The 25,883-nt window shown below is 58.1% G+C and carries 21 protein-coding genes and 2 pseudogenes; 7 read left to right on the plus strand and 16 right to left on the minus strand.

What is annotated here, in order from left to right; genetic code table 11:
* Nucleotides 1–326: 326 nt before the first annotated feature.
* The 5 genes and pseudogenes from OKW37_RS37525 to OKW37_RS37545 form a co-directional block, all read right to left on the minus strand.
* Nucleotides 327–764 (minus strand): hypothetical protein, encoded by a 438-nt coding sequence (locus tag OKW37_RS37525; protein ID WP_429353505.1) that lies wholly within the window; start codon nt 762–764, stop codon nt 327–329.
* A gap of 144 nt (nt 765–908) precedes the next feature.
* A pseudogene (locus OKW37_RS37530) lies at nt 909–1,013 on the minus strand (type II toxin-antitoxin system CcdA family antitoxin); the annotation flags it as partial.
* A 36-nt stretch (nt 1,014–1,049) separates the two neighbouring features.
* The gene (locus tag OKW37_RS37535; RefSeq protein WP_429402255.1) at nt 1,050–2,174 is read right to left on the minus strand and encodes a helix-turn-helix domain-containing protein; all 1,125 of its coding nucleotides are present in this window, start codon (nt 2,172–2,174) and stop codon (nt 1,050–1,052) included.
* Nucleotides 2,175–2,254: 80 nt separating this feature from the next.
* Nucleotides 2,255–2,779 (minus strand): hypothetical protein, encoded by a 525-nt coding sequence (locus tag OKW37_RS37540; protein WP_429402254.1) that lies wholly within the window; start codon nt 2,777–2,779, stop codon nt 2,255–2,257.
* A 5-nt stretch (nt 2,780–2,784) separates the two neighbouring features.
* Nucleotides 2,785–3,108: a hypothetical protein gene (locus OKW37_RS37545; protein ID WP_429402253.1), complete on the minus strand. Its 324-nt coding sequence runs from the start codon at nt 3,106–3,108 to the stop codon at nt 2,785–2,787.
* Between the two features lie 105 nt (nt 3,109–3,213).
* On the opposite strand from OKW37_RS37545, the pseudogene OKW37_RS37550 reads away from it, so the two are divergent.
* A pseudogene (locus OKW37_RS37550) lies at nt 3,214–4,152 on the plus strand (IS1595 family transposase); the annotation flags it as partial.
* A gap of 179 nt (nt 4,153–4,331) precedes the next feature.
* Here the strand turns inward: OKW37_RS37550 and OKW37_RS37555 are convergent.
* Nucleotides 4,332–4,643 (minus strand): hypothetical protein, encoded by a 312-nt coding sequence (locus OKW37_RS37555; protein WP_260330704.1) that lies wholly within the window; start codon nt 4,641–4,643, stop codon nt 4,332–4,334.
* Nucleotides 4,644–5,028: 385 nt separating this feature from the next.
* Here OKW37_RS37555 and OKW37_RS37560 point away from each other — a divergent pair, with 385 nt between their 5' ends.
* Nucleotides 5,029–5,430 carry a helix-turn-helix domain-containing protein gene (locus OKW37_RS37560; protein WP_260330703.1) on the plus strand — a complete coding sequence of 134 codons (402 nt, stop codon included), beginning with the start codon at nt 5,029–5,031 and terminating at the stop codon, nt 5,428–5,430.
* A gap of 91 nt (nt 5,431–5,521) precedes the next feature.
* The gene (locus OKW37_RS37565) at nt 5,522–6,907 is read left to right on the plus strand and encodes a hypothetical protein (RefSeq protein WP_184040585.1); all 1,386 of its coding nucleotides are present in this window, start codon (nt 5,522–5,524) and stop codon (nt 6,905–6,907) included.
* A gap of 543 nt (nt 6,908–7,450) precedes the next feature.
* Here OKW37_RS37565 and OKW37_RS37570 read toward each other — a convergent pair.
* Genes OKW37_RS37570 through OKW37_RS37580 form a run of 3 tightly spaced genes read right to left on the minus strand, consistent with a single transcriptional unit; the run spans nt 7,451 to nt 10,351 of the window.
* Complete coding sequence (locus OKW37_RS37570) at nt 7,451–8,872, minus strand: FAD-dependent oxidoreductase (RefSeq protein ID WP_429402252.1); 1,422 nt, start codon at nt 8,870–8,872, stop codon at nt 7,451–7,453.
* Nucleotides 8,872–9,228: a (2Fe-2S)-binding protein gene (locus OKW37_RS37575; protein WP_429402251.1), complete on the minus strand. Its 357-nt coding sequence runs from the start codon at nt 9,226–9,228 to the stop codon at nt 8,872–8,874. The genes OKW37_RS37570 and OKW37_RS37575 overlap by 1 nt, the downstream gene beginning before the upstream one ends.
* Complete coding sequence (locus OKW37_RS37580; protein ID WP_429402250.1) at nt 9,209–10,351, minus strand: NAD(P)/FAD-dependent oxidoreductase; 1,143 nt, start codon at nt 10,349–10,351, stop codon at nt 9,209–9,211. The genes OKW37_RS37575 and OKW37_RS37580 overlap by 20 nt, the downstream gene beginning before the upstream one ends.
* A gap of 1,081 nt (nt 10,352–11,432) precedes the next feature.
* Between OKW37_RS37580 and OKW37_RS37585 the strand changes: the two genes are divergently transcribed.
* Complete coding sequence (locus OKW37_RS37585) at nt 11,433–11,624, plus strand: hypothetical protein (protein WP_429401213.1); 192 nt, start codon at nt 11,433–11,435, stop codon at nt 11,622–11,624.
* Nucleotides 11,617–13,686 (plus strand): recombinase family protein, encoded by a 2,070-nt coding sequence (locus OKW37_RS37590; RefSeq protein WP_429402249.1) that lies wholly within the window; start codon nt 11,617–11,619, stop codon nt 13,684–13,686. The genes OKW37_RS37585 and OKW37_RS37590 overlap by 8 nt, the downstream gene beginning before the upstream one ends.
* 320 nt (nt 13,687–14,006) lie before the next feature.
* On the opposite strand, the gene OKW37_RS37595 is transcribed toward OKW37_RS37590, so the two are convergent.
* The 7 genes from OKW37_RS37595 to OKW37_RS37625 form a co-directional block, all read right to left on the minus strand.
* Nucleotides 14,007–14,939 (minus strand): LysR substrate-binding domain-containing protein, encoded by a 933-nt coding sequence (locus OKW37_RS37595; protein WP_429402248.1) that lies wholly within the window; start codon nt 14,937–14,939, stop codon nt 14,007–14,009.
* Nucleotides 14,940–15,402: 463 nt separating this feature from the next.
* Entirely contained in the window at nt 15,403–16,773 is a 1,371-nt protein-coding gene (locus OKW37_RS37600; protein WP_429402247.1) for an MmgE/PrpD family protein, read from the minus strand.
* 310 nt (nt 16,774–17,083) lie between these two features.
* Nucleotides 17,084–17,809 (minus strand): ABC transporter permease, encoded by a 726-nt coding sequence (locus OKW37_RS37605; protein ID WP_090811259.1) that lies wholly within the window; start codon nt 17,807–17,809, stop codon nt 17,084–17,086.
* Nucleotides 17,809–18,525, minus strand: coding sequence for an ABC transporter permease (locus OKW37_RS37610; RefSeq protein WP_429402246.1), 717 nt, complete (start codon nt 18,523–18,525; stop codon nt 17,809–17,811). The genes OKW37_RS37605 and OKW37_RS37610 overlap by 1 nt, the downstream gene beginning before the upstream one ends.
* A 49-nt stretch (nt 18,526–18,574) precedes the next feature.
* Complete coding sequence (locus OKW37_RS37615; RefSeq protein ID WP_429402245.1) at nt 18,575–19,426, minus strand: transporter substrate-binding domain-containing protein; 852 nt, start codon at nt 19,424–19,426, stop codon at nt 18,575–18,577.
* A 74-nt stretch (nt 19,427–19,500) separates the two neighbouring features.
* Nucleotides 19,501–20,277 (minus strand): ABC transporter ATP-binding protein, encoded by a 777-nt coding sequence (locus tag OKW37_RS37620; RefSeq protein WP_429332824.1) that lies wholly within the window; start codon nt 20,275–20,277, stop codon nt 19,501–19,503.
* A 1,106-nt stretch (nt 20,278–21,383) separates the two neighbouring features.
* The gene (locus OKW37_RS37625) at nt 21,384–22,784 is read right to left on the minus strand and encodes an MmgE/PrpD family protein (RefSeq protein WP_429402244.1); all 1,401 of its coding nucleotides are present in this window, start codon (nt 22,782–22,784) and stop codon (nt 21,384–21,386) included.
* 1,107 nt (nt 22,785–23,891) lie between these two features.
* Here OKW37_RS37625 and OKW37_RS37630 point away from each other — a divergent pair.
* Both OKW37_RS37630 and OKW37_RS37635 read left to right on the plus strand, forming a co-directional pair.
* Nucleotides 23,892–24,965 carry an NAD/NADP octopine/nopaline dehydrogenase family protein gene (locus OKW37_RS37630; RefSeq protein ID WP_429402243.1) on the plus strand — a complete coding sequence of 358 codons (1,074 nt, stop codon included), beginning with the start codon at nt 23,892–23,894 and terminating at the stop codon, nt 24,963–24,965.
* Nucleotides 24,966–25,079: 114 nt separating this feature from the next.
* Nucleotides 25,080–25,859, plus strand: coding sequence for an ABC transporter substrate-binding protein (locus OKW37_RS37635; protein WP_184053533.1), 780 nt, complete (start codon nt 25,080–25,082; stop codon nt 25,857–25,859).
* The last annotated feature ends 24 nt before the right edge of the window (nt 25,860–25,883 follow it).

Here is a 25,883-nt window from a genome sequence, read left to right on the forward strand (position 1 = left end):
CATTCCAGAACGCCATCATCGCTCATCACTGACCGTGCACCGCACTCGGGTTCCGGAGAGCCTTTCACTATGGGACGATCGATCCCGTTGCTGCAATGGCGGTACAGGAATGGGAGCGAGAGAACGGTGCGTGAGAACTGTCAGGCATCCTGCGGGCAAAATACCCGCTCATCTTCGACGTCAACCCGACAGTCGCTGATGATCTGGATGCCATTCCAACGGTTTTCTCCCTGTGGGGTTTCGAGTGCGGCGACGGCTGGTTCGATCTGATCGACATGTTGTGCGAGGCTGCAACTTGCTACACGGCACGGCGCACCGCTCTGGCATCAGCGCTGGCCGTTGAGAAAGTCGAACCAGTCGTGCGCAAAGGCACAGCCGTGGTCAGGAATGCCCGAACCGGCCAGCTTCCTGTCGAAGTACGTTCTGGCAGGCTCGGGAATCTCATCCAGACGCACGTAACGGTAGCCTGCGTCATTCACGTGAACCGTCACCTGCGGTGGCGCGGGTCGCGGTGGCAGGGCTTCGCGGCCCTGATTCAGCGCAGCGGCAACACAGCGCGCAACGAGATCCCATACGCTGCCCGCCCATCTCGGATAGCCGCGCACCGTGGCCCGCTCGCCGACCTGCCGGAGCACCGCATCGTCCAGGGCCACCCTGTAGTCCGCAAGAGCCCCGGACCTCACGCGCGCGATGTCCGCCGTCGCGATGACCCGCTTTCCGTCTTCCCGTCCACCGGGCAGCAATTCAATGGTGATTCGAAGCATTCGCCTTTCCTTGTGATCTTGTCATCCGGTACCGCAGTTGCGCGGGCGCGCATCGGGTCGAGGACCCGGACCTGCGCCGCGATCGCCTGCCCCCCAGCAAATCAGGTCGTCCCGGTGGCTCCGCCCGGTCAGCAGAACGCCCCCTCAGAACTTCCAGTAGCCGTCGCGTGGAAGCCCCTGCTGCGCCACGCAGGCGTTGTCGCTTTCGATGGCTTTCGCGTTTTCCTTCCGCCATACCCCGTCCTGCCGGCCGGGCGCAACGCTGCGTACGCCCCGTTGCGCCGCTTATGACCTCTCGAGGCGATGTTCCTTCGCCACACAGACGACGTCCGCGGCCAGCGAAGGGTTCGCCGCTTTCGCCGGCCCGCGGGTGCCGGCCACCGCCTTGCCAGGATCAGCACCGGTGATCCGCCGGGACAGTATGTCGCCGGCGAATGCCGCAGCGTGCTCCATGGACAGCGAAGGCCCCAGCAGGTCACGCATGCGACCATCGGCAACGGCGGTCGTGAACGAAAAGCCCGCCGCGTCCACCGCCAGCATCGCATCCAGCGCCGGAATCCTGAAGGCGAACCCGGCGGCGCGCGCGACCATGCGCGCGACGGTCTGGCGTGCGTGCGACGGATCGATCCCGTATGAGACGGCCACGTCGACCAGTGGCCAGCGATGCGCGCCCACCCCATAGCGGTGGGCCAGCAGGTCGGCATCGCGCGCGGCCTGTGCATCGAGCGGCTGCTCCGGTCGGAGCAGGTTGCGTCCGCGGGTGGCGAGGCACGCCGCGACGCGATGGATGGCAGCCTCGAGCGTTTCCGTGCCGATCGTCACGCGCCAGCGGCCATCGCCTACCCGGGGATGCGACGCCGGCGGCGCCAGCAGTTGCCCGGGCGCGAGCAGCAGGGCGCGCTCCCAGGTGCGAAGGCGCGCCACGGTGAGCGCCCTCGGAAACGTCCCGTGTTCCCACTGCAACAGCGTGGGACGGGACACATGGCAGGCGCGCGCCACCTCCGCGACGCCCAGGCCCAGTTCACTGCGCAGCCGCCGCGCGTGGGGGCCGATTTCCCGGCACCGGGACGGGGGAATGCGCGTCTCGCTGTCACCCTCTCCTTCGCGGGCGACGGCATCCGCTGCATTGAACACGGGGTCCGGCAACGGTCGCGTCCCAGGACCGAGCAGCCATCCCGGCGGCACCTGCAGGGCCGCCTCCAGCGCGTTCACGGTGACGGCTGCGACGGTGTGCGGCCACCGCCCCTGCTCCCGGTGCACCAGGGTCACTCTCGCCACCCCCGCCCTGACCGCGAGATCGTCCTGTGTGATCGCTAACGCCTTGCGTCGGGTCCGCAGGCGCTGTGCAATCCGCGGTACGTCGGATCGTGGAATCCACACACGCATCCCGGCCATCCTGATCCCCTTCATGAGGCTGTTTCTGTTTGAGCGAAGAAATGCGTCCGCACGTCCGGAGACCGGACGACGGCCCGGCCGGCAGCCGCCCGGCTTCAACCGGTGCACGCATAGGCATTGGCGCGCGCGTCATGCAGCGCATGGTGCTCGCCGCCATGGCGCGCGTAGTAGGCGGCGCGCCGCTCGGGGTTGCGCGTGCCTGCGATGTTCTCGATCCGCCAGCCACGCGGCAGCGGGCCGCCCAGCAGGAACCGCAACAGGGCCAGGTCCGTCTCGTAGTCGTAGCACAGCACCGGCCCGGAGTCGCCCGGCACCGCCACGAGCCATGCGCGCAGTGCCTCGCGCAGCGCTGCGAACGGCATCGCGCGCCCCTCGGACTGGCCGAGCTGCGGCAGTACCACGGCGCGGACAAAGTCGCTGCACAGCGCCGGATCGAAATCGGTCCGCTCGCCGTAGAACTCGTACCCGTTCTCGCCCACGAGGGCGAGACTGAGCAGCTGGCACTGCCGGAAGTCGGTGAATTCCGTGTCGAGGAAATACCGGTTGTTCCAGCCGGCCTGCGGCTCGGGTTCAGCCGGCAGTGGCCACCGCATGGCGCCGTGAAAGTGTGTATCCGTCATGTCCGCTACTTCGTCATTTTGCCGTCGGCTCGCCCCGTGTCATCCCACGCGAACCCGCCCGGGGCTGATCCGGGTTGGTCGCCGTCTTCCCTGCGCGCGTCTGACCCGGCCCGCACCTCCGGCCCCGGCACCGTGCGGGGTTCGCGCGCGCCGCGGATCCGCCGCAGCGGCCCGGCGAGCACCGTCACGGGTGTGGGAAACGGGATCGGGACGGCCCCGGTCGCCCCAGTCGCCTCGTCGCGGGTCGCACGCACGAAGCGCCGCAGCCGCGCGCGCAGCGCCTCGGCGGTTTCGTCTGGAAGCGCTGTCGCCCGTTTGCGTCTGCTCATACCGATCCCTTTCTGAGGCCGCAGCCGATGCGCCGGTGGTGCGCTCGCCGCGATAAGGCGGATATGGGGTGTCCATTTGACCGGAGTTAAGCGTAGACTGGGGCAATGGAACGCGCCCACGCCAGCATCCACTACCCTAAGTCCCTTGGGGAGTTTCAGGCCTGGTTCCCGACTGATGCAGACTGCCTGGACTACCTCGAATGGCTGCGATGGCCTTGCGGCTTCGTCTGCCCGTCCTGTGGGCATCACGGAGGATGGCGGCTTGGGGACAACCGGTTCATGTGTACTGGATGCGGTAGCCGCACATCGGTGATGGCTGGCACCATCTTTGACCGGACACGTACTCCGCTCACGGTTTGGTTTTCGGTCTGTTGGCATTTTGCTACCGCTAAAGATGGGATCTCCGCGCTGAGTTTGAAGCGGACCTTGGAGATCGGCTCCTACCAGACGGTGTGGGCTATTCTTCATCGCCTGCGGTCTGTTCTGATTCGCCCCGATCGGGAGCGCCTTTGCGGGAAGGTGGAGGTGGACGAAACCTACATCGGAGGCAAAGAATCCGGACTTTCGGGAGGCCGTGCCAAAGGGAAGAAGATCCTGACGTGTATCGCGATCGAGATCGTGGAGCCGAAGGGATTCGGGCGCTGTCGAATGGCGCCCGTGGCGGATGCCTCCTCGGAATCGCTTCGCTCCTTCGTGTTGGATAACGTCGAGCCCGGGGCGACGGTCATCACCGATGCCTGGCAGGGTTACCGGTGGCTGGAGAAGAATGGTTACATCCATGACCGCCGTAGCCAGCGGGCCGCGTCGGCGCGGGGCGAGGACCCCGAAGAACTTCTGCCAGGTGTGCATCGAATAGCGTCCCTTGCAAAACGTTGGCTCCTGGGCACCCACCAGGGAGCGGTGGATTCTGCACACTTGCCCAGTTACCTGGACGAGTTCGTGTTCCGTTTCAACCGCCGCCGCTCACGTAGCCGAGGGATGCTGTTCTATCGGGTCATGGAGCTTGCTGTCGCCCATGGACCGGTTCGTTACCAAGACCTTGTTATGACCCAGCGCCCAAAGGCTGTTCCTCCAAAGCCGCCGGGGCAACGCGGACATCCGCCCAGCTTGGAGCGACCTTCGCCGAGCCGCCCGTGGAGGCAAAACGCTAACTCCGGTTAAATGGACACCCCATAGGCGGATTATCACCCCACCTCCGGATGTGCATCCGCTGCCAGCCCCGGTCAGCGACGGGCGACGGCTGGCGCCTTCGCCCGCCATAACCGCCTGCCGCGCGCAGGGCGCGTCGCCAGCGCGTACGGCACGGAGAACGTGCGTCCTGCCGACGTCGTGAACCGGGTCACCGTCACCAGTCGCTCGCCCTGGCTGTACTGTTCGGGCTCGGTTGCCCTCACCCGGATCTCGCTCAGCGGTTCGAGCGTCCACTGGTCGACCTCCCGTGCCAGCTTCGTGCTCAGCACGGCCGCGTCGCGCAGTACGACATCCCCGCCCGCGAACTGGTCAAGCGACGGCGCGCTTCCGCTCAGGTCCATCATCACAATCGTCGGCACGGCCCGCGAACCCCGCGGCGAGACCCGGAGGATCAGTACATCCCGCGGGATCAATTGCGAGATAACCCCCCACACCCCTGCGCCCTCAGGCTCAAACGGCACTGCCGACGAAGGCAAACGGTTCTTTTCACTAGTCACAAACATTCAACCACGACCTCAAACGCTTTCGCGATAAATCAACCACCTGATGCCGACGTGCGCTTTCTTCGGGAGCACCATCGCTTCGCGCACGTACGCCGACATCAAAAAATTCTCACATCCTTACTGGATAAGGACTTCGCCAACATACCAACCATCTAATTCCCAGTGTACTGGGAAGACAAATTATAGCGCCGATTGGACAGTACTCCCATTTCACTGGGAGAGAAATTTGGAGTTGGCCGAAGTCTTTGGCGCCCTTCTGCGCGAGCGCCGTATTCACGCCGAGCTAACGCAGGAACAGCTCGCCTTCGAGGCCAATATACGTCGCAACTACGTCAGCATGCTGGAACTCGGCCAGCACCAGCCAACGCTAACGATGCTGTTCGCACTGGCAACCGCTTTGAAATGCTCGCCCGCCGAGCTACTCGCCGAGGTAGAACGGAAGCTGAAAAAAGCTCGTCGGTCCAAGAAAAAAACACCGACTGCTATCAAGACGCGCGTGAACGTTCCCGCCGCTCAGAAGAACGCACCAAAGGTCGCCAGGAAGCCGACAAAAGCTTCCAGCAAACAGGTGCCTACCGGTTCAAAAACAGTCAGATCAAATCGGCGTGCACGAGGAGAAATGACGTGAGCTGCTGACGAAATTATGGACGCGTGATGTCATCATTGCCTCGCCTATAGTCCGGAAGTCAAACATCAACGACCGCACGGAGCCCCACTTTATGAGTCAAACCCGCGGACGATATGCGGGAGTTCGTGACAGCGCGCAACGTCAGCCCCGTCACGTGAAAAAATCTCCAGCCAACCGGCAGGGGCAACCGTACGCGAAAGCGCCGCCTCGAGACTCCGCACAAACCGCTTCGATTTTCAAAACACGTTCCTTCAAGTTCCTCGTCGATGCTGTGGGTGCTGAGAACATCGCGTTAGGACTTCAATCCAGCATGACGCGAGTGGCTGAACTGACAAAAGGTGAACGGTTCACGCCCGAGACCGCATTTCACATGGAAACCACGCTTGGGCTACCGCACGGCTTCTTTGACCAGCCCCATCCGGTTCTCTCGGTCGAAACCATAGCGCGCCTGAAGTCGCCGCTTGATTTCGCGAGCCTGGATGATGAGCGGGAAATCGTGACTGAAGAATCCAACACGGTGCTTGCACCGGACGGCGGCCAACCATCATCTACTGAAGATAACCTGTCCAAGGAAACGGAAATGCCGAAGAAAGCAACTGGCGGGTCGCCGGGGAACGCCAGGAGCAGTAGACGCGAAACGACCCTGCAGCTCGACGCCGCTGTACCGCACAAAGCTTCGCGATCGAAACAGAAAGCAGCGTCTGAAGCAATCCAGCAGCAACCGCTGGCGCTCGAAGACGAGGCCACGGTCGCAAAAGTTCGACGGGATAACCTCCACGTTCTCACGGGTCGCAACGGATCGAAAGCAAGGTTGGGTGTGGTGATGTCCATGAGCGGATCGAACATGGCCCATCGACTTTATGGCAAGAAGCGCATGGACAGTGTTGAAGCAAACCGTTTCACTGAGCGGCTTGGCCTGCCCGCTGGCTGGCTGGATACGCCGCGATCCGAAGCGGAGATTCCGGAATCGGTGTCGCGTTTGCTGACCCCTGCTTCGCGCGGTCGCGAGCCTGTTGAACGACAGGAGCCGCTCGCCAACGCATCCAGCGAAAGCCTGCGGGAAAAGGCGGCAGATGCGAAGGCAAAGGTGCGCGGCCCACGCCCGCGCACGGGTGTCGCGAGCGCTCTGGAAAGCGCCTCCCCTGTTTCCGCAGATTCCGTAGAAGCGAACGGGATGGGTGTCAGCCAGCGAAATCATTCAGGCGATGCCTCCGACGAGCCAGCCGGTCGCAATGCCGCCAACGGCGATAGTGGGCTACCGTCCGTCCCAGCGGCAAAAAGTGAGCCGCTGCCAGTCGCCGCGACGTCGCAGCGAGATCCGGCGACGCAACCCGCTTCCGCGACAAGCCTGGACAATCTTCACGGCATCGCGCCAATCGCCGAAGCATTGATCAAGACGCTGGCAGGTAAGGCACGGACGGGTCGACTGGACGAACTGAAGGCGCTGGAACTTTTGCAGCAGGCAGTTCTCTTGTAAGTCGAGGGTGCGTGCGCCGTGCTGCAAAGGCAACGGGGCTGTGCCGATCATGTCAGACACCTGGTAGTACAAGCAGACGGCACCGCCGATCTGGATGTCCGTTAATGAGACACTTTCTCCTTGATCCGGAGTCGTACAACCAGCCAGAAATCCACGCCGGACAACAGCGATCGGCAAAGCGCATCTGGCCTGTGCAACTGGACGAAGAACCATCATGCTCACATCAATCTTTCAGGAGATTCGTTATGAATGATCCCGGAGAACTATTGGGCCGCTATTAGTGCCCGTCGGGGAATAACAGCAAGCCCTCCCCATCAGATCATAAACGCGAAAGCTTGATGGAATGATTGCTTGCGGCTCACGTCCAATGTGCGACATTGCGGCAACTTCGACGACGAGCGCCGTGTGCAGCGGCGCACGCTTCTCAGAAAGGGGGAAATCCGATTAGTCTCGCGACACGCTCCACCTTTCCGGGACCTGAAACATCCGCACCCACACTCTCTTATTGCCATGCCGTGAGCTCCGAGGCATGCCCACACGCCCTCATGACGACTCTTCAAGTGCACTGAGCTCCGCGAGTGTTATCGGCTTTAGTGGGGGCCGCACGCGCTGGAAACCAACCGCAGCAACGGAGCGACATTGCGCAGATGCAAGCAAATTAGCAACGGTGTAGCCGCATTGACGACCCTGACACGGGCCCATGCCCGCGCGCGTGAACGCTTTGAGCTGGTTCGGCCCCGGCTGGCCGAGCTGCGCGGCCAGCCGTACATCGCCAGCGGTTACCTCTTCGCAGCGACAGACAATCGTCTCATCGGGCGGCGTGAAAATCTCCGTACGCGGCCGATAGATCGAATCAAGCAGAGTCCGCATCGCCAGCTCATGTCCGAGCCGCCGATGCAGCGGCGCTGCAAGCTCGCTTGCGCGCTCGACTGAGAGTGCGCCCGAGGAAAGCGCGACGCCGGTAGCAGCAAGTTCACCGCGTGTGCACGCGGCTTTCGCGCCGCCGATGCCGGCGCCGTCGCCTGCGACATAGAGACCAGTTATGCTGGTTTCACCCCACGTATCAACTTCGGGCTCAAAGCAAAGTTGTGCTTCGTTCCATCGATGGCTGCATCCCATCGCCTGAGTGAAGTGGATAGACGGCACGACGCCTTCATGAACCAGAAGAATGTCGGCAGCCACATCGCCCGACAGCCCGTTCTCGGTGCGATAGACAATCTGTTCAAGACGGCCGATACCGAAAGCGCGAAGGCTACTGACGTTTCGAACAATGGGGAACCCCCTCCCGCGCAATCTTGCCGACCACAGTAGCCCCTTAAGGAGATCATGCCAGCCGTCAACTGCACCACGTAGAGTCGGAAGGCCCCGACGGAGGGCGCCGCGGGGAGTCGTGTCAAGCCAACCTGCGATCCTACCGCCGGCGTCGAGCAACTGGGTCATGTAGAGCAGTGGCAATGGACCACTACCGGCTATCCAGACGGGTTGATCGGGTATCTGGTGAGCGCTTTTATGCAGAATCTGCGCGGCGCCGACTGTCATTACACCCGGAAGCGTCCAACCTGGGAAAGGCATGGGCCGTTCCTGTGCGCCCGTCGCTAGTAGCACATGGCGCGCGCGAATACTTTCGGCGCCATCCGCGCGGCTCAAAAAGACAATCCACTCCCCGGAACCGGCCGGTTTCCCTGGGCTAGGCGCTCGCTCGATCTGCCATACACGGGTCTCCGGCAAGTAGTGCGCACCGCATTCGCGAAAGTTCTGTACCACTGCCGCGCCTGCGCTGTACGCAGCGCCTAACCCTTGATGAACACCGCGTCGGACGTTTTCTTCGATGGCGCGCCATATCTGACCGCCCGGTGCCTGCTGTTCGTCTACGAGGATCGTGGTCATTCCAAGACGAGCAGAACGTATTGCGGCACTCATGCCGGCAGGTCCTGCACCTACAATCAGAATATCGAACGTTCGCATCACGAATGCACCTCACCACTAGGAAGATCGCCACTGCCGTCTTCTGACTCAGCGATCGCCTCACTGAGATTGCGGCGACCGTGTTGGCGTTGGATGCGCATCCCGTCGCGCACGATCGTCAGACAGGTCTGCGTGGACGCTACACCATCGACGACAGCAAGACATTCGAAGCACACACCCATCATGCAAAAAGGTCCGCGTGGACTGCCGCTTCGCGGCGTGGTGCGAGCGACGGGGTTGTCCTCGCGCACGAGGACTGCCGCCACGGATTCGCCTCGCTCGGCGTTCACACGCCTGCCGTCGATCGATACCGTGACCACGGCGTCCTCGGCGGGACTAGATAACTTGCGAAACATCAAAGCGCCTATGATGGAAGAACTCGAAGTTTTCTGGCAGTACGTTGCCGGCGAGAGCATCCGCAACTGGTCCAGCATGAACCGCCGCGAGGGTGATGCCGGAATGACAGAGCGCGATCCAGGCACCAGGATACGTTGAAGATTGTGCGTACACCGGATGCTCGTCCGGGGTGATGATGCGCAGACATGCCCAATGCCTAACAAGGCGAGCCATAGCAAGGTCCGGCAAAATTCGTAGGGCTCGCTTTGTCATCTTGGCGGCGGTGAAGGTAGTAGTACCGAGATCCATACCGACTTCCTCATGACTTACACCTATCATTACTGTACCGTCGCGAGTCTGGCGAATGCCGCTAGCGGGGAGGCGCAGAATTGGGTCGAGCCGTTCAGTGACCAGCAACTGGCCACGCAGGGGACGCAACGGGACGTCGAGCGCCACCATTGCCCCCAGGGCTGTGGAACCAAGCCCGGCCGCAATGATCAACTGTCCCGTTTCGAAACAACGCGGACCTGTCGAGGTTTGCACATGAACACGAAAACTACCGTCAGGACATGGCTCAATCTTCGACACCGTGTGATTGCCAGCTAGAGTGCCGCCACGTAACTCAATGGCTTGCTGCAGCGCCCGCAACAGCTTAAGCGGATTGCAATGGCCATCGGCAACGCCAATTCCAGCCCCCACCACTTCCCGCCCGAGCCGTGTACCAGGCAGCAGCCTTTCCAATACCGATCGATCGATCATGCGCGAACACGGGTCGATTTTCGGGCTTTGCGCATTCCAGCTCGCGAGGAATTCGGCTTCCTCTTCAAAATCCGCTTCGCTTAGGCAAAAGCGCAAGCAGCCATCGTTTTCATACTCGACATCAATGCCAGTTTCATCGTGCAGCGCTGTTGCGAAAACGGACCAAAGTGCGACGCTCTCGCGTGACAGCTGCTGGTAGCGGGGCGCGCCATATCCCTTCCCGTATGCGCCGACAAGACCGAAATTCGCTTTCGACGCGCGCGGGTCGCAATCACCCCCGTCGAGCACAAGCGCACGCTTCCCTCGCCCTAGCATCCCGTGCGCCAATGCGCAGCCGACAACACCGCCGCCAACTATGACGACGTCATGGTTTTCGCGTATCAAGCCCGCCTCTTTTCCTGAATGATTTGGTTAACTCTATGATCGTCGCAGCAAGGCGTCAAAGTCGAATTTCAGGTACGAGGTATTCTCAGCGGTTATGGTCCAAAACGCGGGCGCCCCCGGTAGGCGATAGAGCTCGCGTGCCCATGGAATACGAGAATAGAGTGCGACGACCGCTTCCATCACGACAACAATCTCGGCAGCACGGGCGCTCGAAAAAGCCCCAAACCCAGCAACGAGACGCCACACTCCATGATTGGTCCCAACGCATAACTTCATTGCCAAGGCAATACGATCAATGGACCGTGTTAGGCGGCCGTAGCTGACCGCGAATTTAGTCAGCCAACGAAACTTCTGTGGCGGCGTTCGGCTGTGGTCGAGACAAACGCCCCAGTTGGGTTACGCCATCCCGCAGAAAAAAAGGCAACTCAATCGAGCAAGGCTTTGGGTGGGCGAACATCGCGGGAGCATTCGGCAAGCAAAGGTGCGCACGCTGAAGAAGGTGACGGGATGTTCGCGCGCTCAACGTAAGCTCCTACGATCTCGTGTTCATGCTATCCCAAACACAGGTCAGCATGTAGTAGTGGCAAATGACAACTGGAGCTGACGCGGAATCAAGGCCGTTCTGCAGTGGTCAAGATATTTCGGACAGGCAGATAGGTTCTTTCACTGTCGGTTTCGCCTCGTAGGCAACGGGCGACAGATACCCCAAAGTCGAATGCAAGCGTACGGCGTTGTACAAGCCGTCAACACAACGCCCATATCAGCGAATCAAAGGAGGTTCTCTACCGCTGGCATCCGTGGTACGGGCACACGGTATGGATTTTCACCACGATAGAGAGGAAGAACGCCGAGTCAGTGTTGCGCTGTGGGCGAGAGCCGTTCGACACGGCAGGCTTGCTGGAGGTGCCGCAATGGATGTTCGATCCCGTTGCCTGCTGTCGCATTACCTCGGCAACGTCTCCCGCCGTCAGCTGTGAAGCATTGAGGGAACTGAAGTACCTGCTGGCGCAGGCGCCTGCTGCCAAGCCGCGCGGTATGGTACAAGCCGAGCACCATCCTTTGCTCCGTACAGGAGGTGCTGATGCGACGCCAGACAAACCCCCAACCGGGCGGTCAACTCGACCTGTTCCGTCCCTTTCCGAAGACACCACAATGGGCGCGCCTGCCGCAGGAGGTCCGGCAGCAGACGGTGCGTTTGCTGGCGCAACTGCTGCGGCAACACCGTCGCGGGCTGCTCGCCGCCGTACACGAGCCGGAGGTGCGCGATGAGTGACAAGATTCGGGCGCAGCATCTGGCGCGCAAGGCCATGCTGTACGTGCGCCAGTCGTCGGCCTATCAGGTCAGCCACAATCTGGAGAGCCAGAAGCTGCAGTATGCGATGCAGGATCGTCTGCATCAGTTGGGCTGGAACGAGATCGAGGTGATCGACGAGGATCTGGGACGCTCTGCGGCCGGAACGCAAACGCGCACGGGCTTCGAACGGATGGTCGCAGAGGTCTGTCTTGGGCACGTCGGCGCAGTTGCCGCTCGCGAGGTTTCACGATTCGCGCGCAACAGTCGCGAGTGGCAGCAACTGGTTGAGGTGTGCCGCGTCGTCGACACGGTGCTCGTCGATCAGGAGACCGTCTACTCACCACGGCAGAGCAACGATCGTTTGCTGCTCGGCTTGAAGGGCAGCCTGAACGAATACGAGCTGGATCTCTTGCGTCAGCGTTCGCTCGAAGCTCGTCGGGAGAAGGCCAAACGGGGCGAACTCATTGTCGCGGCGCCGGTGGGTTACTGCAAGACCGAAGACCAGCGCCTGGAGAAGGATCCGGATTTGCGCGTGCAGGACGCCATCCGCTCGGTATTCCGCCAGTTCGGCGCGATTGGTTCGGTGCGTCAGACGTTGTTATGGTTCCTGGAGCACGGCCTGCAGTTGCCGGCATGCATGCCGCGCGGCGAAATCCAATGGAAACGGCCGAGCTACGGCACGGTGTACCGGATCCTGACCAACCCGATCTACGGTGGCACGTATGCCTACGGCAAGACCGAATGCGCGATCCATTACGAGGCTGGGGAACCACGCAAACGTGATCGCCGCAAACCACGGGATCAGTGGCTTGCGCTCATTCCGAATGCCCACGAAGGGTACGTTGACTGGGACGAATTCGAACGGATCCAGTGTGCCATTAGCGGCAACCTGCGTCTGGCCGGACACGCTGGCGCCCCGAAGAACGGTGAGGCCCTGCTGGCGGGACTGTTGCGCTGCAGGCGCTGCGCGAGCAAGCTGACGCTACACTACACGGGTAACAGGCACGACGCCTTGCGCTATAGCTGTCATCGCGGCTGGATGGACAAGGGGCAACCGCGTTGTATTGCGTTCGGTGGCACACGCGCGGACGCGGCCATCGCCGAGGCGGTCTTGCAGGTCGTTCAACCGGCGGCAATTGAGGCAGCAATCGTGGCGCGCGAAGAAGAGACCCTGAAGCAGGACGAAGTGCTGGCCGCGTTGCAGCGGGATCTTCAGGCTGCACGCTACGCCGCGCAACGCGCGCAGAAACAGTACGATGCTGCTGACCCCGAGAACCGGCTTGTCGCCGACGAACTGGAGCGGCGCTGGAATCATGCGCTACTACGCGTAGAGGAACTGGAATCGCGTATCGAGCAACAGTCGGGCACATCCGGCCAGATACCGCCTACCCAGCCAGAGGAGTTTGCCGATCTTGCCACTGCATTGGAATCGATCTGGCCGCAGGCCGACGCCCGCCTGAAGAAGCGCATAGTGCGCACCCTGATCCACGAAGTCGTCGTTGACGTTGACGACGCAACGAGCGAAATCGTGCTCGTCATTCACTGGAAGGGCGGAGTACATACCGAGATTCGCGTGCCGCGGCGGCGCCGCGGAGAGAACACTACGCATACGTCACGTGAAGCAATTGATGCCGTGCGCCAGCTTGTCCGTATCTGTCCGGATCTGGTGATCGCCGGCGTACTCAATCGCAATGACCTGCGAACCGGCCGGGGTAACTTCTGGACCCAGGAGCGAGTCACCGCGTTGCGCAGCCACCATCAGATCCCGGTCTATTCGAGCGAACGACGTGCTGCTGAAGGATGGATGACGTTGACCGAGGCATCGGCGTTCATCGGTGTGAGCCCCGGAACGCTCAGGCTCGCAGTTGAGCGCAACAAGATCCCCGCCGAACATCCGTTACCCAACGGGCCATGGATCTTCAATCGCAATTCGCTTACCGGGGACGCAGTTACCGAACTCGTCGGACGGGCTCGCGCACGGCGTGGACACCCCACAATACCAACGACACAACAGGGCTCTCTAGATTTATCAACAACATAGCGAGGTTGGGCAGTATGAAACGCACTTGTATAATTCGCGCCGACCATACTCGACGCTCGAGTACGTCAGCCGCATGACGTTCGAGAAAAACTGGTTCGCCGATCAACAGGGGCGAGCCGCATAAATCTCTCAGCTATGAAATTCGCCAAACAGGGGCAAGGTCATGATTCAATCAGCCACTGCGCCGGCCGGCGGCCATGTTTGCCAAATCTGAGCGCCCTCAATCCGTCTTCTCGCAAACGCTTCGTCTTCATGCCCGCATAAGGCATCCCGCACTATTTGGTGAACTCACCAGTACGATGATCAATCTCAGCGTTCTGCTAGGTTTGCTTTGTCGCCGACTCACCGAATATCTCCGTCCACGCCTCTTCCGCAACCTGTTTAGCGCATCGTTCATACTCCTGAACACGCTCGATGTTTTTCGCCAATCTCGCATGACAGAAATGAAAATACTCGGGAATATCGGGCTTGAACCGCCTGATATCTAAGCGACAGCTCATGTCGATGACAGATAGGGGATGTACCAAGGAAATCCCCAGTCCCGCCGAGACGAATTCACACAGGGTGGGCGTAGTTTCGCTTTCTAACACGATGTTGAGGTCGACGCCGTAGGAGCGGATAGCGTCATTGAAAGCACTAGTCGTCCGGTTATCTGCCGCATATCCGATAAAAGGGATTCCCTCAATATGCTCGGGGGTGATAAATTCAAGTTGGCTCAGCGGGTGTCCCTTTGGCATGATGCAAACTAACGGGCTCTCCATGATAGGCGTCACCACCGAATTTGGGCTGCTCATCAAGCTCGTTGTGAATCCAACGTCCATCTGACGCGTGGCGACGCGATCCGACACAATGTTGGACGCTCGCATATGGATCGTCGGACGAACGTCTGGACACCGAGAGAGGAACATCATCGTCGCCCGCCTGATGAATGATCCGGATAATTCCGGCAGCACTCCGATAGCAAAGTGACTCATGTCCTTCCGCCGGATGATTGCGATCGCCTCTTCAATTTGTCTTAGACCCGCAAATACTCGATCGACTTCACCGTACAAGCGCATGCCTTGTGCCGTTGCAGTTAGTCGGCCTTTAACCCGTTCGAACAGTAGAAGACCTGTCTCCTCCTCAAGGTGCACCAGCAGTTTGCTCACGGCAGGTTGGGTCACGTGAAGAACCTCGGCCGCTCGACTCACCGTGCCTTGCTCGATGAGAGCTTTAAATGCCTCTATCTGCCGTAGTTGAATTTGTCTTTTCATATGCCGGTTGCTTTTTCTAATGTCATTCCCAGACTAGGAAAATGCTGATTAATGTGCGGCCCGTTCGGCATGCAGAAGAACAGGCGTCGAAATTTCCGGATAACGAATCGAATCGGCGCTCATTTCGGTGAATTTGGCTCGTAAACGAGCCTCCTGGTTTCCTCGCGCTTGTCTACGCCGATGTAGCCCGCGTCGCCGATCTGTCCTTTTGAAGCTGTGAAGAACGCTTGTTCGGACGGTCGCAGCGTTTACCCGGCACCGCTGAGCGTCCCTGCTAGCAGTCACTTCCATATGCAACCCATTTTCAGCTCCTTGAATGCCGGGTAGACAATGCAACTCGCTCGCTGTATGCAACGGTAGCCACAGCTTGCGGACGATCCTCAACAAGCTGAGACATTTTTGTCATTTCTTACATCGATGACCGATGAGTTTCCGAACTACGCGGGCTACACAAATGCCGTTTTTAAACGAACTGGATCTCCGACAAGCTTTCCGTCAAACCACGCATGTCGCCTCGTCTGGCGTCCGAAATGGCCCCGACCACAATGTTCTGCTGCTCGGGGGTGGCAACGAAACGCGTGGCCTGTCGAAACTTATCCTCGAGTTTATCCCACGGAAGACCGTTATCCTTCGGGAAGGTTACAGGTGAAACAAAGCGCTGATCCCCGCATGTGACCGTGACACGGGCCGGCAGCATGCCGCTTTCCGCATAGATCTTGTCCAGCTCCGGACTTAGCGAAAGCTCCACCTTGTGTGAAAGCGCAGTGACGGAGGGATTGTTTAGGACATCGCCAGTCAGTGGCAACAGAGCCTCGTGACCGTAGTGCGCGACCAGCGCGAGACAATATGGATGACTATACTGAACATCCATTATATCTCGAGGTTCTTTCCAGTTCGAAATGCGTAAGGCCGGCCCGTATGTTTCGACCTCAATCCTGTCGATATTTCGACCCACTAACCGATGTTCATTGATCAGCTCGATTAATGCATCAAGCGCACCGTGTAGATGCCTGCAACAGCAATACGGCTTAAAGCCCGTCGTGCGAATGTACTGGTAGGAACCGAGGTCTAGATCGTTCGGAAAATTGTAGTAACGCGTTGCGTCCAAGATATTGCGGGCGCCGTGAAATCCGTTCTGCGCTGATGCGAGCGACTCCAAGCCGGTCACGACAGCCCACGTGATGCCCTCCTTGACATGGTTTGGCTCGGGATGCGGTTTTCGGGGAGCGGGAGCGCTCGCCAACGACTGATTGGGTGCACTTTCCCCAGCAATCGCCAAAGCGTGTTCAATCACCTCGCGGGAGGACCGGCGAAGCGCCGCAGCCGTTGCGACGACCGCATAAGGAGCCCACGTACCACTACTTCCGTAGGCGCGCGCAGCGCTAATCGCTGTACCCACTTCATAACCGATGACAATCGCATTTAATAGCTCTCCCAAGGTGGCTTTCGTCTCTTTGGCAACGGCAATGGCTGTTGGAATGACGGCGGCGCCAGGATGGCCCCGAGATGCCGGCGTGTCATCGTCGAGGTCTAGCGCAGAACCGGCGGCACTGTTTGCCCAAGCAGCTCCAATGACGGAACTGGTCTCTCCCGTGAACCAAATAGGAATGTCGCCAGGAGGTCGCGTTTCGTGAGCCGTCTTTCGGATCGCAAGGGCCCCCGCCTGCCCAACTCCAGCGCCAACAGCACTGAGCAGATCCAGGATACATTTGAGCGCGAATTCCAGCGACTCTTCTGGAGCTCGATTTTCCCGCGCCTCCACGATATAAGCGGAAAATTTTTGGACGATCCCGCCTTGGGGATAACGCTCATCCTCGATCACATTAGTCGTCATGGTGCCTCGATAACATCAATTGAACATTTCGAACTTGATAGTTGGCTGCAAGTGACACTTTAATGCGCAACACCGCGATGTCCACCCACGATCCCGTTTTGCTGTCGGCCTGCCATAATCGACGCAGCCGGGCACTCTTCAAACATCAAGCCGTCCGCCATGAGAAAAAAGCTGTACACAAGGGCCAACTACCCTCGTGTACCCGGACGGAGCCGCCGTAACGGGACAATGTCGGTTCGTGCCGTCAGGCCACTTCTACGTCGTCGAACTGTTGATGCGTTCATGGCCGACGGACACCGTACCGAAGTGCTTAATGCATGGCCGCTGCAGCAGAAGATCCGAACGTGCCGCGATCGCGTCTCTTCGGACTAATCCGCCTTTCGATCATGAATATAACTCTACTGATAAGAAAGTTCATGCTGAGATATATGCAGCCAGCTATCAGAAATACCTCTAGGGGGCGGTAGCTCTCAGAGATGATTTGCTTAGCCACTCCTGTCACTTCGACTATGGTGATTGTCGACGCAAGTGACGTTGACTTGATCATAATCATAAGTTCGCTTCCATAAGCTGGTAGTGCTTGCCGCATTGCAATCGGGAAGACAATTCTGCGGAATAAAAGGACGCTCGACATGCCAATTGACCGCGCCGCTTCAATTTGTCCCCATGGTACTGACTGAACACCACCACGAATGATTTCGCTGGTGTATGCCGCAGTGTTCAGCGACAGAGCTAAAATCGCACAAAACCACGCATCGCGAAATAGCGCCCACAGGCCGAGGTGTTCCAAGACAATTCTAAACTGCCCCGATCCATAATAAATCAGGAACATTTGCACCAGAAGCGGCGTGGACCGCACTACATATACGTAACCATAACCGAGAGAAGCCAAAAGTCTACTGTGCGAAAGCCGAGCCAATGCGACTGGGACCGCAAGCAGGAAACCAACAAAAAGCGACACGGAAGCCAATGCGACGGTCGCGGGAACCGCCGCAAGAAGCTTGGGAAACGACTCATATATCAGCTGAAAATCCATCACCGCCTCCTTACGCCGCGGTTAGCCCACTTCTCTGCTCTCAGAAATCCCTGGTTAGAAATCGAAGAAAGCAAAAGGAAAATCACGAAGGCGACCAGATAAAACGTGAACGGTTCTTTGAAAGATCCAGCTCCGATGGCAGCTGTGCGCATGATTTCAACCAACCCAACGACGGAAATGAGTGAGGTATCCTTTAAGGCCAGTTGCCAGACATTCCCCAGACCGGGCAAGGCGAATCTCGCGGCCTGTGGGATAAGAATCCGACGAAGTAGCACTGCCCGCTCCAATCCCATTGCCACTGCCGCTTCAATTTGTCCTGTTGGAATGGCTATGACCGCCGCCCGTATGACCTCTGTCGCATAGGCGCCGGCACTGATGCCGATGCAGAGCACACCGACTGCGAACACGGGCAGTTCTATATAACCTTCGAAGCCGAAAACAGCGTTCGCGACATAGCGGAGCAACGTATCCCCACCAAAGAACACCAGAAAAATTATCAGCAGCTCGGGAATTCCGCGTACGACCGTCGTATAGACGTCAGCTAGAATACGCAGCAAACTGAAGCGAGAGAGTTTTGCCGCGGCAAAAACCGAGCCGAGCAAAATGCCGACGGGAAATGAACACACCGCGACGGCAACGGTCATAAGGGTGCCACGCGCAAATTCATCAACCCACGCTGTGCTTCCCCATGCGAGCACTGAAATATTCACTTTCATTCCCCATCAAATTGAGTTCGGCTATACATAAACGACCGTATTCACTTACCTATTCCTTCGGCGAATTGTCGAAGCCGAACCACTTGATGGCAAGTCTGCGCAGGCTGCCATCCGAAATTGCTTCCCCGATCGCCTTGTCGAACATCGCACGTAGTTGATCGTCATTTTTGCGAAATCCAGCGGCCACTCGGCTGCCGAACGGCCCGTTCGTCATACTAGGGCCAAATGTCCGCAGGTTCTTGCCGTCGGGCTTGTCCATCAACGGCTTGAGGAAATTGAACGAAACCATTCCTGCATCAATTCTCCCAGCCGTCAAGTCGAGCATCATGTTATCCGTGGTGTCATATGTCGAAACTCTCACGGTCGGCATGAACTTCTTCATGAACGTCTCAAAGTTGCTGCCCACCTGTACCCCAACGGTTTTTCCCTTCAGAGCGGAGGTCATTTTTTTTATCGCGGTCTCCTCATCAGCATCAAATTTGTCCAAATTCAGATTTGATGGCGATATTTTGAGAGCGGTTAGATCGCTCGCCGATGTGGTGACAAAAACCATCGGAGTGGTTACGTACGGCCTGGAAAATGAGATAACTTTTTCTCGGGCGGGTGTAATCCCAATTGCAGCCATAATTGAATCGAACCGACCAGACAAAAGAGAGGGAATTAGGCTGTCATAGGCCTGATCGACGATTTCGCACTGCAATCCCATCCGTCGGCACAAGTCGCTAGCTACATCGATCTCAAAGCCAACCATCTTGCCGCTTTGGTCCTTGAAGGCATACGGAGCATACGAAGCTTCGGTACCAATCGTGATTCTCTTGTACTCCTTGGCCATAACAGGGTCGCAGAGCATCAATGCAGCAGACAGCATTCCAATAAGCGCGCCGATTTTCAGGAACTTCATGAGCATCTCCTGGACTATGTCCTATCTTCTTCGTTCTATGATTCTCGGAATTTCAATATCGCGTTTTAAGTCAGTCAAAGTACACGCGAGAGAAATTCACGACATCTCGGCGATGCTGGGTTTTTGAAAACCTCTTCTGGCGTCCCTTCTTCCTCAATGCGTCCCCTTTCAAGAAAGATCATCTTGTTGGAGACATCACGAGCAAAACCCATCTCATGAGTCACGACTATCATCGTGCGCCCCTCTTCCGCCAACTTCCTGATGACTTTCAGCACTTCTCCCACCAATTCGGGATCGAGTGCGGAGGTCGGCTCGTCGAAAAGGAGCGCAGCCGGTTGCATCGCGAGCGCACGCGCGATGCTTACTCGTTGCTGCTGCCCACCAGACAACTCAGATGGGTAACACGCGTGCTTGTCGGCAACGCCAACTTTCCCAAGGAAATCCATTGCCCTATCGCGCGCTTCGTTCTTTGGCAGCTTCAGCACATGGACTGGCCCTTCCATCACATTTTGCAGCACGGTCATATGGGACCACAAATTGAAGCCCTGGAAGACCATACCGAGTTGCGTGCGCATCTGGTCAACTTTCTTGCGATCCATCCCGACGACGCGACCGGTTGCGTCGGTTTCCACGCTGATCTCGCGCTGCCCCACCGCGATGCGGCCTTTGGTAGGGACCTCAAGGAGATTCATGCATCGCAAAAACGTACTTTTTCCCGACCCAGAACTACCAATTAACGAGATCACGTCGCCCCGCTCAGCCTGAAGCGAGACCCCTTTGAGCACTTCGTGAACGCCGTAACTTTTGTATATGCCATCGGCTACGAGAGCCGGTGTTTTATGGCCCACCATGCCGATCGTGGTCCCGCCCGCCTCTGGGGTCATTGACAAGGCGTAACTCGCAGATTGGTACGCCGATCGAAGTGCATTAACCACCTTCATCTCATCTCCTCATGACTGAACATCTCAGGTTTGACATTTACGTCAACCTGAGAAGGATTATCGTTATAGATATTAATTAAACGTTGTACTGCCTTGCGCTGTCGGACCTGCAATGAACGCGATGGAAGCGCCAAGCACACTCGACGGACGAAAAAAGGCGGCCGCCGGTCGTTCGCTCGATTTACGCCCGTCTCAGCGCCGAGCGATTGCGGATAAGCTCAGAATACGTATGCCCAAATTGGGTGTCAAAGTCGAGTTGAGACACGATGGTATTCCTCCGGGTTATACCTGCCTTGCGTTACATCGGGCACGTTTGCGGTTCGCACGAGCGCATCTTGAGGTTGCGCCCCAAGACTTCGGTCGCGTGCCCGTTCTGGATTTGGCACAATTTGCACCGCGTACACAATGCGAACATTCTGATGTCAAGGAGACCGCCGCACGCCTCCGAAAATGGCCGTCTCCAGGCGCCAACCCATCACAGAACCTTCCGTGATCGAGCCCCTTTACTCTTCGATCCAATTTAACGATCGCTTGAGGGTCGAAATTGTTCCAAGTTTTCGTTTGCCTTCGGCCGATCGGCAGGGCGCCCGCAATTTGACTACCAATGTCATAAGCGACCAATGATCTCTTGACGGGCGAGGTAGGCGCTGGCTTGCCTCGGGCTGCCAGCGATGCGGCAATAATGCGGCATGGGCTGGCCCTCGTGGGCAGGCGCGTGAGGATGTCCTTGAGATTGCGTGCGGGTCTTGCCTATTGAGTTGCGCGAAGCGTAGTAAGCCACCGGCCGATACGCGCGTCTTCGCCGGCGGCAAGGCGCACGAAGCTCACACGGCTGTAGCCGAGGCGGCATACCACTTGTCCCCGATATGTCCCTCTAACGTAAATACACCCGGTGCGTAGTCGAACTTCTCCCGGACGTCCTCGCCGATTCGCACGCATTTCATCATCGAAACGGTGATGAGGCTAACCTCAATCCTTGAAGTTATCCCCCCCAAAAATCATATTATTAGAGCTTCTTAGGCATTCGGACGCGCAATACTCTTTTCGAACGAAGTACTCATACAGGCCTTTAACGGCTCCAAGTCAGCTTTTGAGCGCAGTTCTTCAACCGCGGCGAGCAGTTGCTCTTGCTGCGCACCAGTGGCGTGAAACCGCGTCGCCGCAACGTATTTTGCCTTGAGTTCTTCCCAAGAGAGGGAGTCACCGGCTTCGCCGCGTGGCTCGGTAACCTCCGACACATACCGACGTCCCCCACACACGATTGTGACTCGCGCGAGTGTTCTGGCAGGGAATTGTTTATCAATTTCGGCGTCGACCGTTAGCGAGACCTTGTTGGCGAGTGCGCTTACTCCCTCGTAAGTTAAGCAGTCTATCGTGAGGGGCAAAAGCGACTCTCGTCCCGCGAGGGCGGCGAGGGCCACGCAATAAGGGATGCTGTACTGAACGTCAACAAGGGTAGCTGGGCAGGTCTGATTCGCGATGCGCAGCGCCCCGCCGTACGTCTCGATGTCGATCGCCTCAATCGCCTTCGCGTCGAGTCGATATTGCTCGATCAGCCTCAGGGTGGCTTCCAAGGGCGGGTGAACGTGCCGACAGCAGCAATAGAGCTTGTAGTAGGCATTGCAGATATGCAGAGACTCCCCGAGGGGCGATACGTCGGCAAACCTATAGAGCAGACCGCTGTCAAGTATGTTCCGGGGACCGGTGAACCCGCCTTCTGCGAGATCGAGCGCGAGCATCCCGGTCACTACGGACCATGGTATGCCCTCCTTAATGTCGCTGCTCTCCGGTGTTGGGAAGGAGAGCGGTGGCGCGCTCATGAACAACGAATTGGGCGCGCTTTCGCCTGCGATAGCCAACGCATGCTCGACTACACTACACGAGGCACACCTCAAGGCCGCGGCTGTTGCGACAACTGCGTAGGATGACCACGTACCTGTCGTACCGTATGTTGTACGGGCCGCAGCGATTGATACGCCGACTTCATAACCGATGACGATTGACGCGATCAAATCTTCCAGCCCGGCTCCCATTTCAGCCGCAACCGCAAAGGCCACCGGAATGACCGCCGCGCCCGGGTGCCCGCGCGCGCGTCGATGCCCGTCGTCGAGATCTAGCATCGACGCAGCCGCGCTATTCGCCCACGCAGCACCGACGACCGAACTGCCCGTTCCCGTGAACCACATCGGTATATCGCCCGATCCCAGATATTTACATGCTGTCGCGCGAATTGCGACAGCACCTGGCTCGCTAGCCCCTGCCCCCACCGCGCATAAGAGGTCAAGGATGCGTTTTAGCGCAGATTCCCTGGCAACCCCGGACACCCGCCTACCGCGAGCTTCGACGACATAAGATGCAATACGATGAATCGTGCTTGGCTGCAGAGAAAGCTCGTCATCAGGCGGTGAATTGTTCATGACGTTCCAGAATTATGTGACCGACCAAACGTGCGTAACGCACAAATCTATGTTCAAAATGATTGCACCGCGTGCGACCGCCCAGGGATCCGATGGAAGCCCTTGGTCGTCGCCACGGATACGACGGACGGGTCGTAACGTCTCCAAGGCGACTCGAAGCTTTGTCAATGAGCATGCGAGTACTCGCCGTGAAAAATCGGAATGCCGCTTTTCGCAAGTAACCCGAACCGACCACCTCTGGCAACAGCTACGCCGATCTGCGACGCCCGACCGTCCTTAATAACAATTGTGCGCTGATGCTACTGTCAACCCTCCCGACGCTCACTCGAGTGACGAGACATGTTAGGCGCGTCTCGTCGAAAAATCAAAGTCCGATTTTCAAACGTCAACATTCCAGAAGGTTATAGCGCTGCATTGCTTTCTCCCGAGCATTTAACAAAATGCAGGGTCTATTGGCGAGTACATCGTCTCTGCATAAACGCCAGAAAAAGGCGAGGATATGTGGGTGCACTACGGACGGGATGCCGTTTTTGTCCGGGACCGAAGCCCCTTTCCACGCGCAGCGTACCGAATGATGCACTGATCTCGACGTCCAGCGCGGGAGATCACGAAGCTGCAGACGTTGCTGAAACGATGAAGACAAATGGCGCGGAGCAAAGGTGCGAGGTGAACTGCCTGAGTTGCTCGCTTCCCTAAAGGCAACTCCGCACCCATAACCTCCCAGAATACATCCACGATCAAACCGGACTTTGACACGAGATTTTTGCCTCTCTATTCTGAGCCCCATTGGCTTTGCTTCTCACTGGATAAGACGGAACTTGCCTTTTCTGCCGCAGTTTGATGCAGTCAATAAAAGCCTTTACAACGACAAACGCTTGTCTTGCAACCGATAGTGTTTTCGCACGTAAGATCATCGCATTGAGCACCAAAACCCACCACACTCAATGTAGTTTTGCAGATCGATGCTATCTCATATGCGAAGAACGTCTACGTAACGTTTCGTTTGCCCTCTCCTAAAGACGATGGGTTCGGGCTTGGGCTGAGAAATTTAGTACATAACCGCCCAGGTCGTGCACGGCCAGTGGACTATTCCAAGGTAGAAGGTACATGCAAGTGACAATCGTGGGAGCCGGCGCAATCGCTTTGGGTTATGCGGCGTATCTCATACAGAGTGGACATAAACCGAAAGTTTGGTCTCCATCGGGAGCCCGGACTGCAGACTTCGTTGCTGGACTTCCCCTTCACGTGAAGGGAGCGGTCGAGGGAGAGTTCTACTTAGAAGTCTGCGGGAAAGCGGAAGATGTTGGCGACGCCGATGTCATTATTTTGGCATTGCCGGCCTACGGATACCGATTCGTCCTCGACAGCATCATCCCTCATATCCGCGCACACCATAGCGTAATCATCAGCGCTCATCTTTCATTTGCCGCTCTCTACATTTCCCAGCGCCTTGCGGCGCGGGGGCTCGTCATCCCCATAGCAGCTTGGAGCACCACCGTGCTAACGTGCAAGACTCAGTCTGCGAGAGCTATCACGGTAGGCACGATCCGCGCCAAGGTCGACATGGCCGCATTTCCAACCCGCCACATCCACCGGATTCATACCACTTGCGTTTCACTCTTCGGAGACCGGTTCGCACTGACGGACGACATGCTGACGCTGACGCTCAGCAACATTAATCCGCAAGATCACATGGGTATTGCGCTAGCCAACTTGACCCGTATTGAGAAAGGCGAAAGCTGGAGCCAAAACTCCAATCTGACACCAACAGTCGGGAGGCTCCTTGAGGCTCTAGACCAAGAGAGACTTACCATCGCAGCAGCATTCGGAAAGTCAGTGAGAACGACCTTTGATCATTGCAGGCTGTCTTTTGGCGTGGTTGGTGACTCACTTTCGGCAATATCGGAGCAACTGGTCCGGCAAAGGAGTGATCCGCTCGGCCCGAGAGATATCGCCACACGCTACGTGCTCGAAGACGTGCCGTTCGGGTTGGTACCGACGCTTCGACTCGCCGAACTGGCTGGGGTGAGAGCACCCTTGCACGAGGGCGGCGTGGTAATTCTCGGCGCTTGTTACGGTCGGAACTTTGTGGCGGACAACGACATTCTTCCCGAGATTGGACCGCTTCAAATCGACACCCTCAAGAGGCTTGTGGTCGACGGCTATGCCGTTCCAACCTAGATGTCATTACATCCGGCGCGGCGCTCGATGGGCGTCCGAGTCCGACGCCACCGATGCAATAAAACCACAAGCACTATGCCGCAAATCCAGACTTGGAGTTTATGAGAAACCAAAATGAAGATTAAAACGCTACTGATCGCTCTGTGCGCAACGTCCATTCCATTTGCGGCATTCGCGTACGATGGAAAGGAACTTAAGTTCGGAGTGGACAGCGCTTACCCGCCATTTGAATCGAAAACCCCGAGTGGCGAGCTCGTTGGATTTGACATCGATCTGGGTAATGCAATTTGCGCGAAGCTCAAGGTGAAGTGCGTCTGGGTTGAAAACTCGTTCGACGGCATGATTCCCGCGTTGCAGGCCCGCAAGTTCGATGCGATCAATTCGTCAATGTCGCAGACCGAGAAGCGCGCGAAGGCAATCGATTTCAGCCACAAGATATACGCCAACTTCGAAGCGCTGGTTGTAAGGGGCGGCTCGGCTCTGGTGACAATGCCCGAATCGCCGAACGAAAAGCATATCGGAGTCTTGCAGGGAAGCACACAGGAAGCCTATGCACGGAAGCATTGGACAAATGGAGTTGACATTGTGCCCTACCCTTCGCAAGACCAGGTGTGGAATGACCTCGCGGGTGGGCGGCTCGATGCGGCACTGGTTTCGGGGCCGACGGCTGAGTCGGGATTCCTGAAGACTGCGCAGGGTCGTGATTTCGGTTTCGCGCGAGGTCCGGCCATCCACGACGCCGCTATCTTCGGTCCCGGTGTCAGCATCGGTGTGAGAAAGGGTGACAGAGCCCTGCTCGAAGCAATCAACGGTGCGATCGACAGTCTCCGCAAGGACGGGACGTATGACCGAATTGCAAAGAAGTACTTCACGTTCGACATTTACGGCGGTTAATCGACGTCAACTGCCCAGCAAAAC

Source organism: Paraburkholderia sp. MM5482-R2 (genome assembly GCF_050436125.1).
GTDB lineage: Bacteria > Pseudomonadota > Gammaproteobacteria > Burkholderiales > Burkholderiaceae > Paraburkholderia > Paraburkholderia tuberum.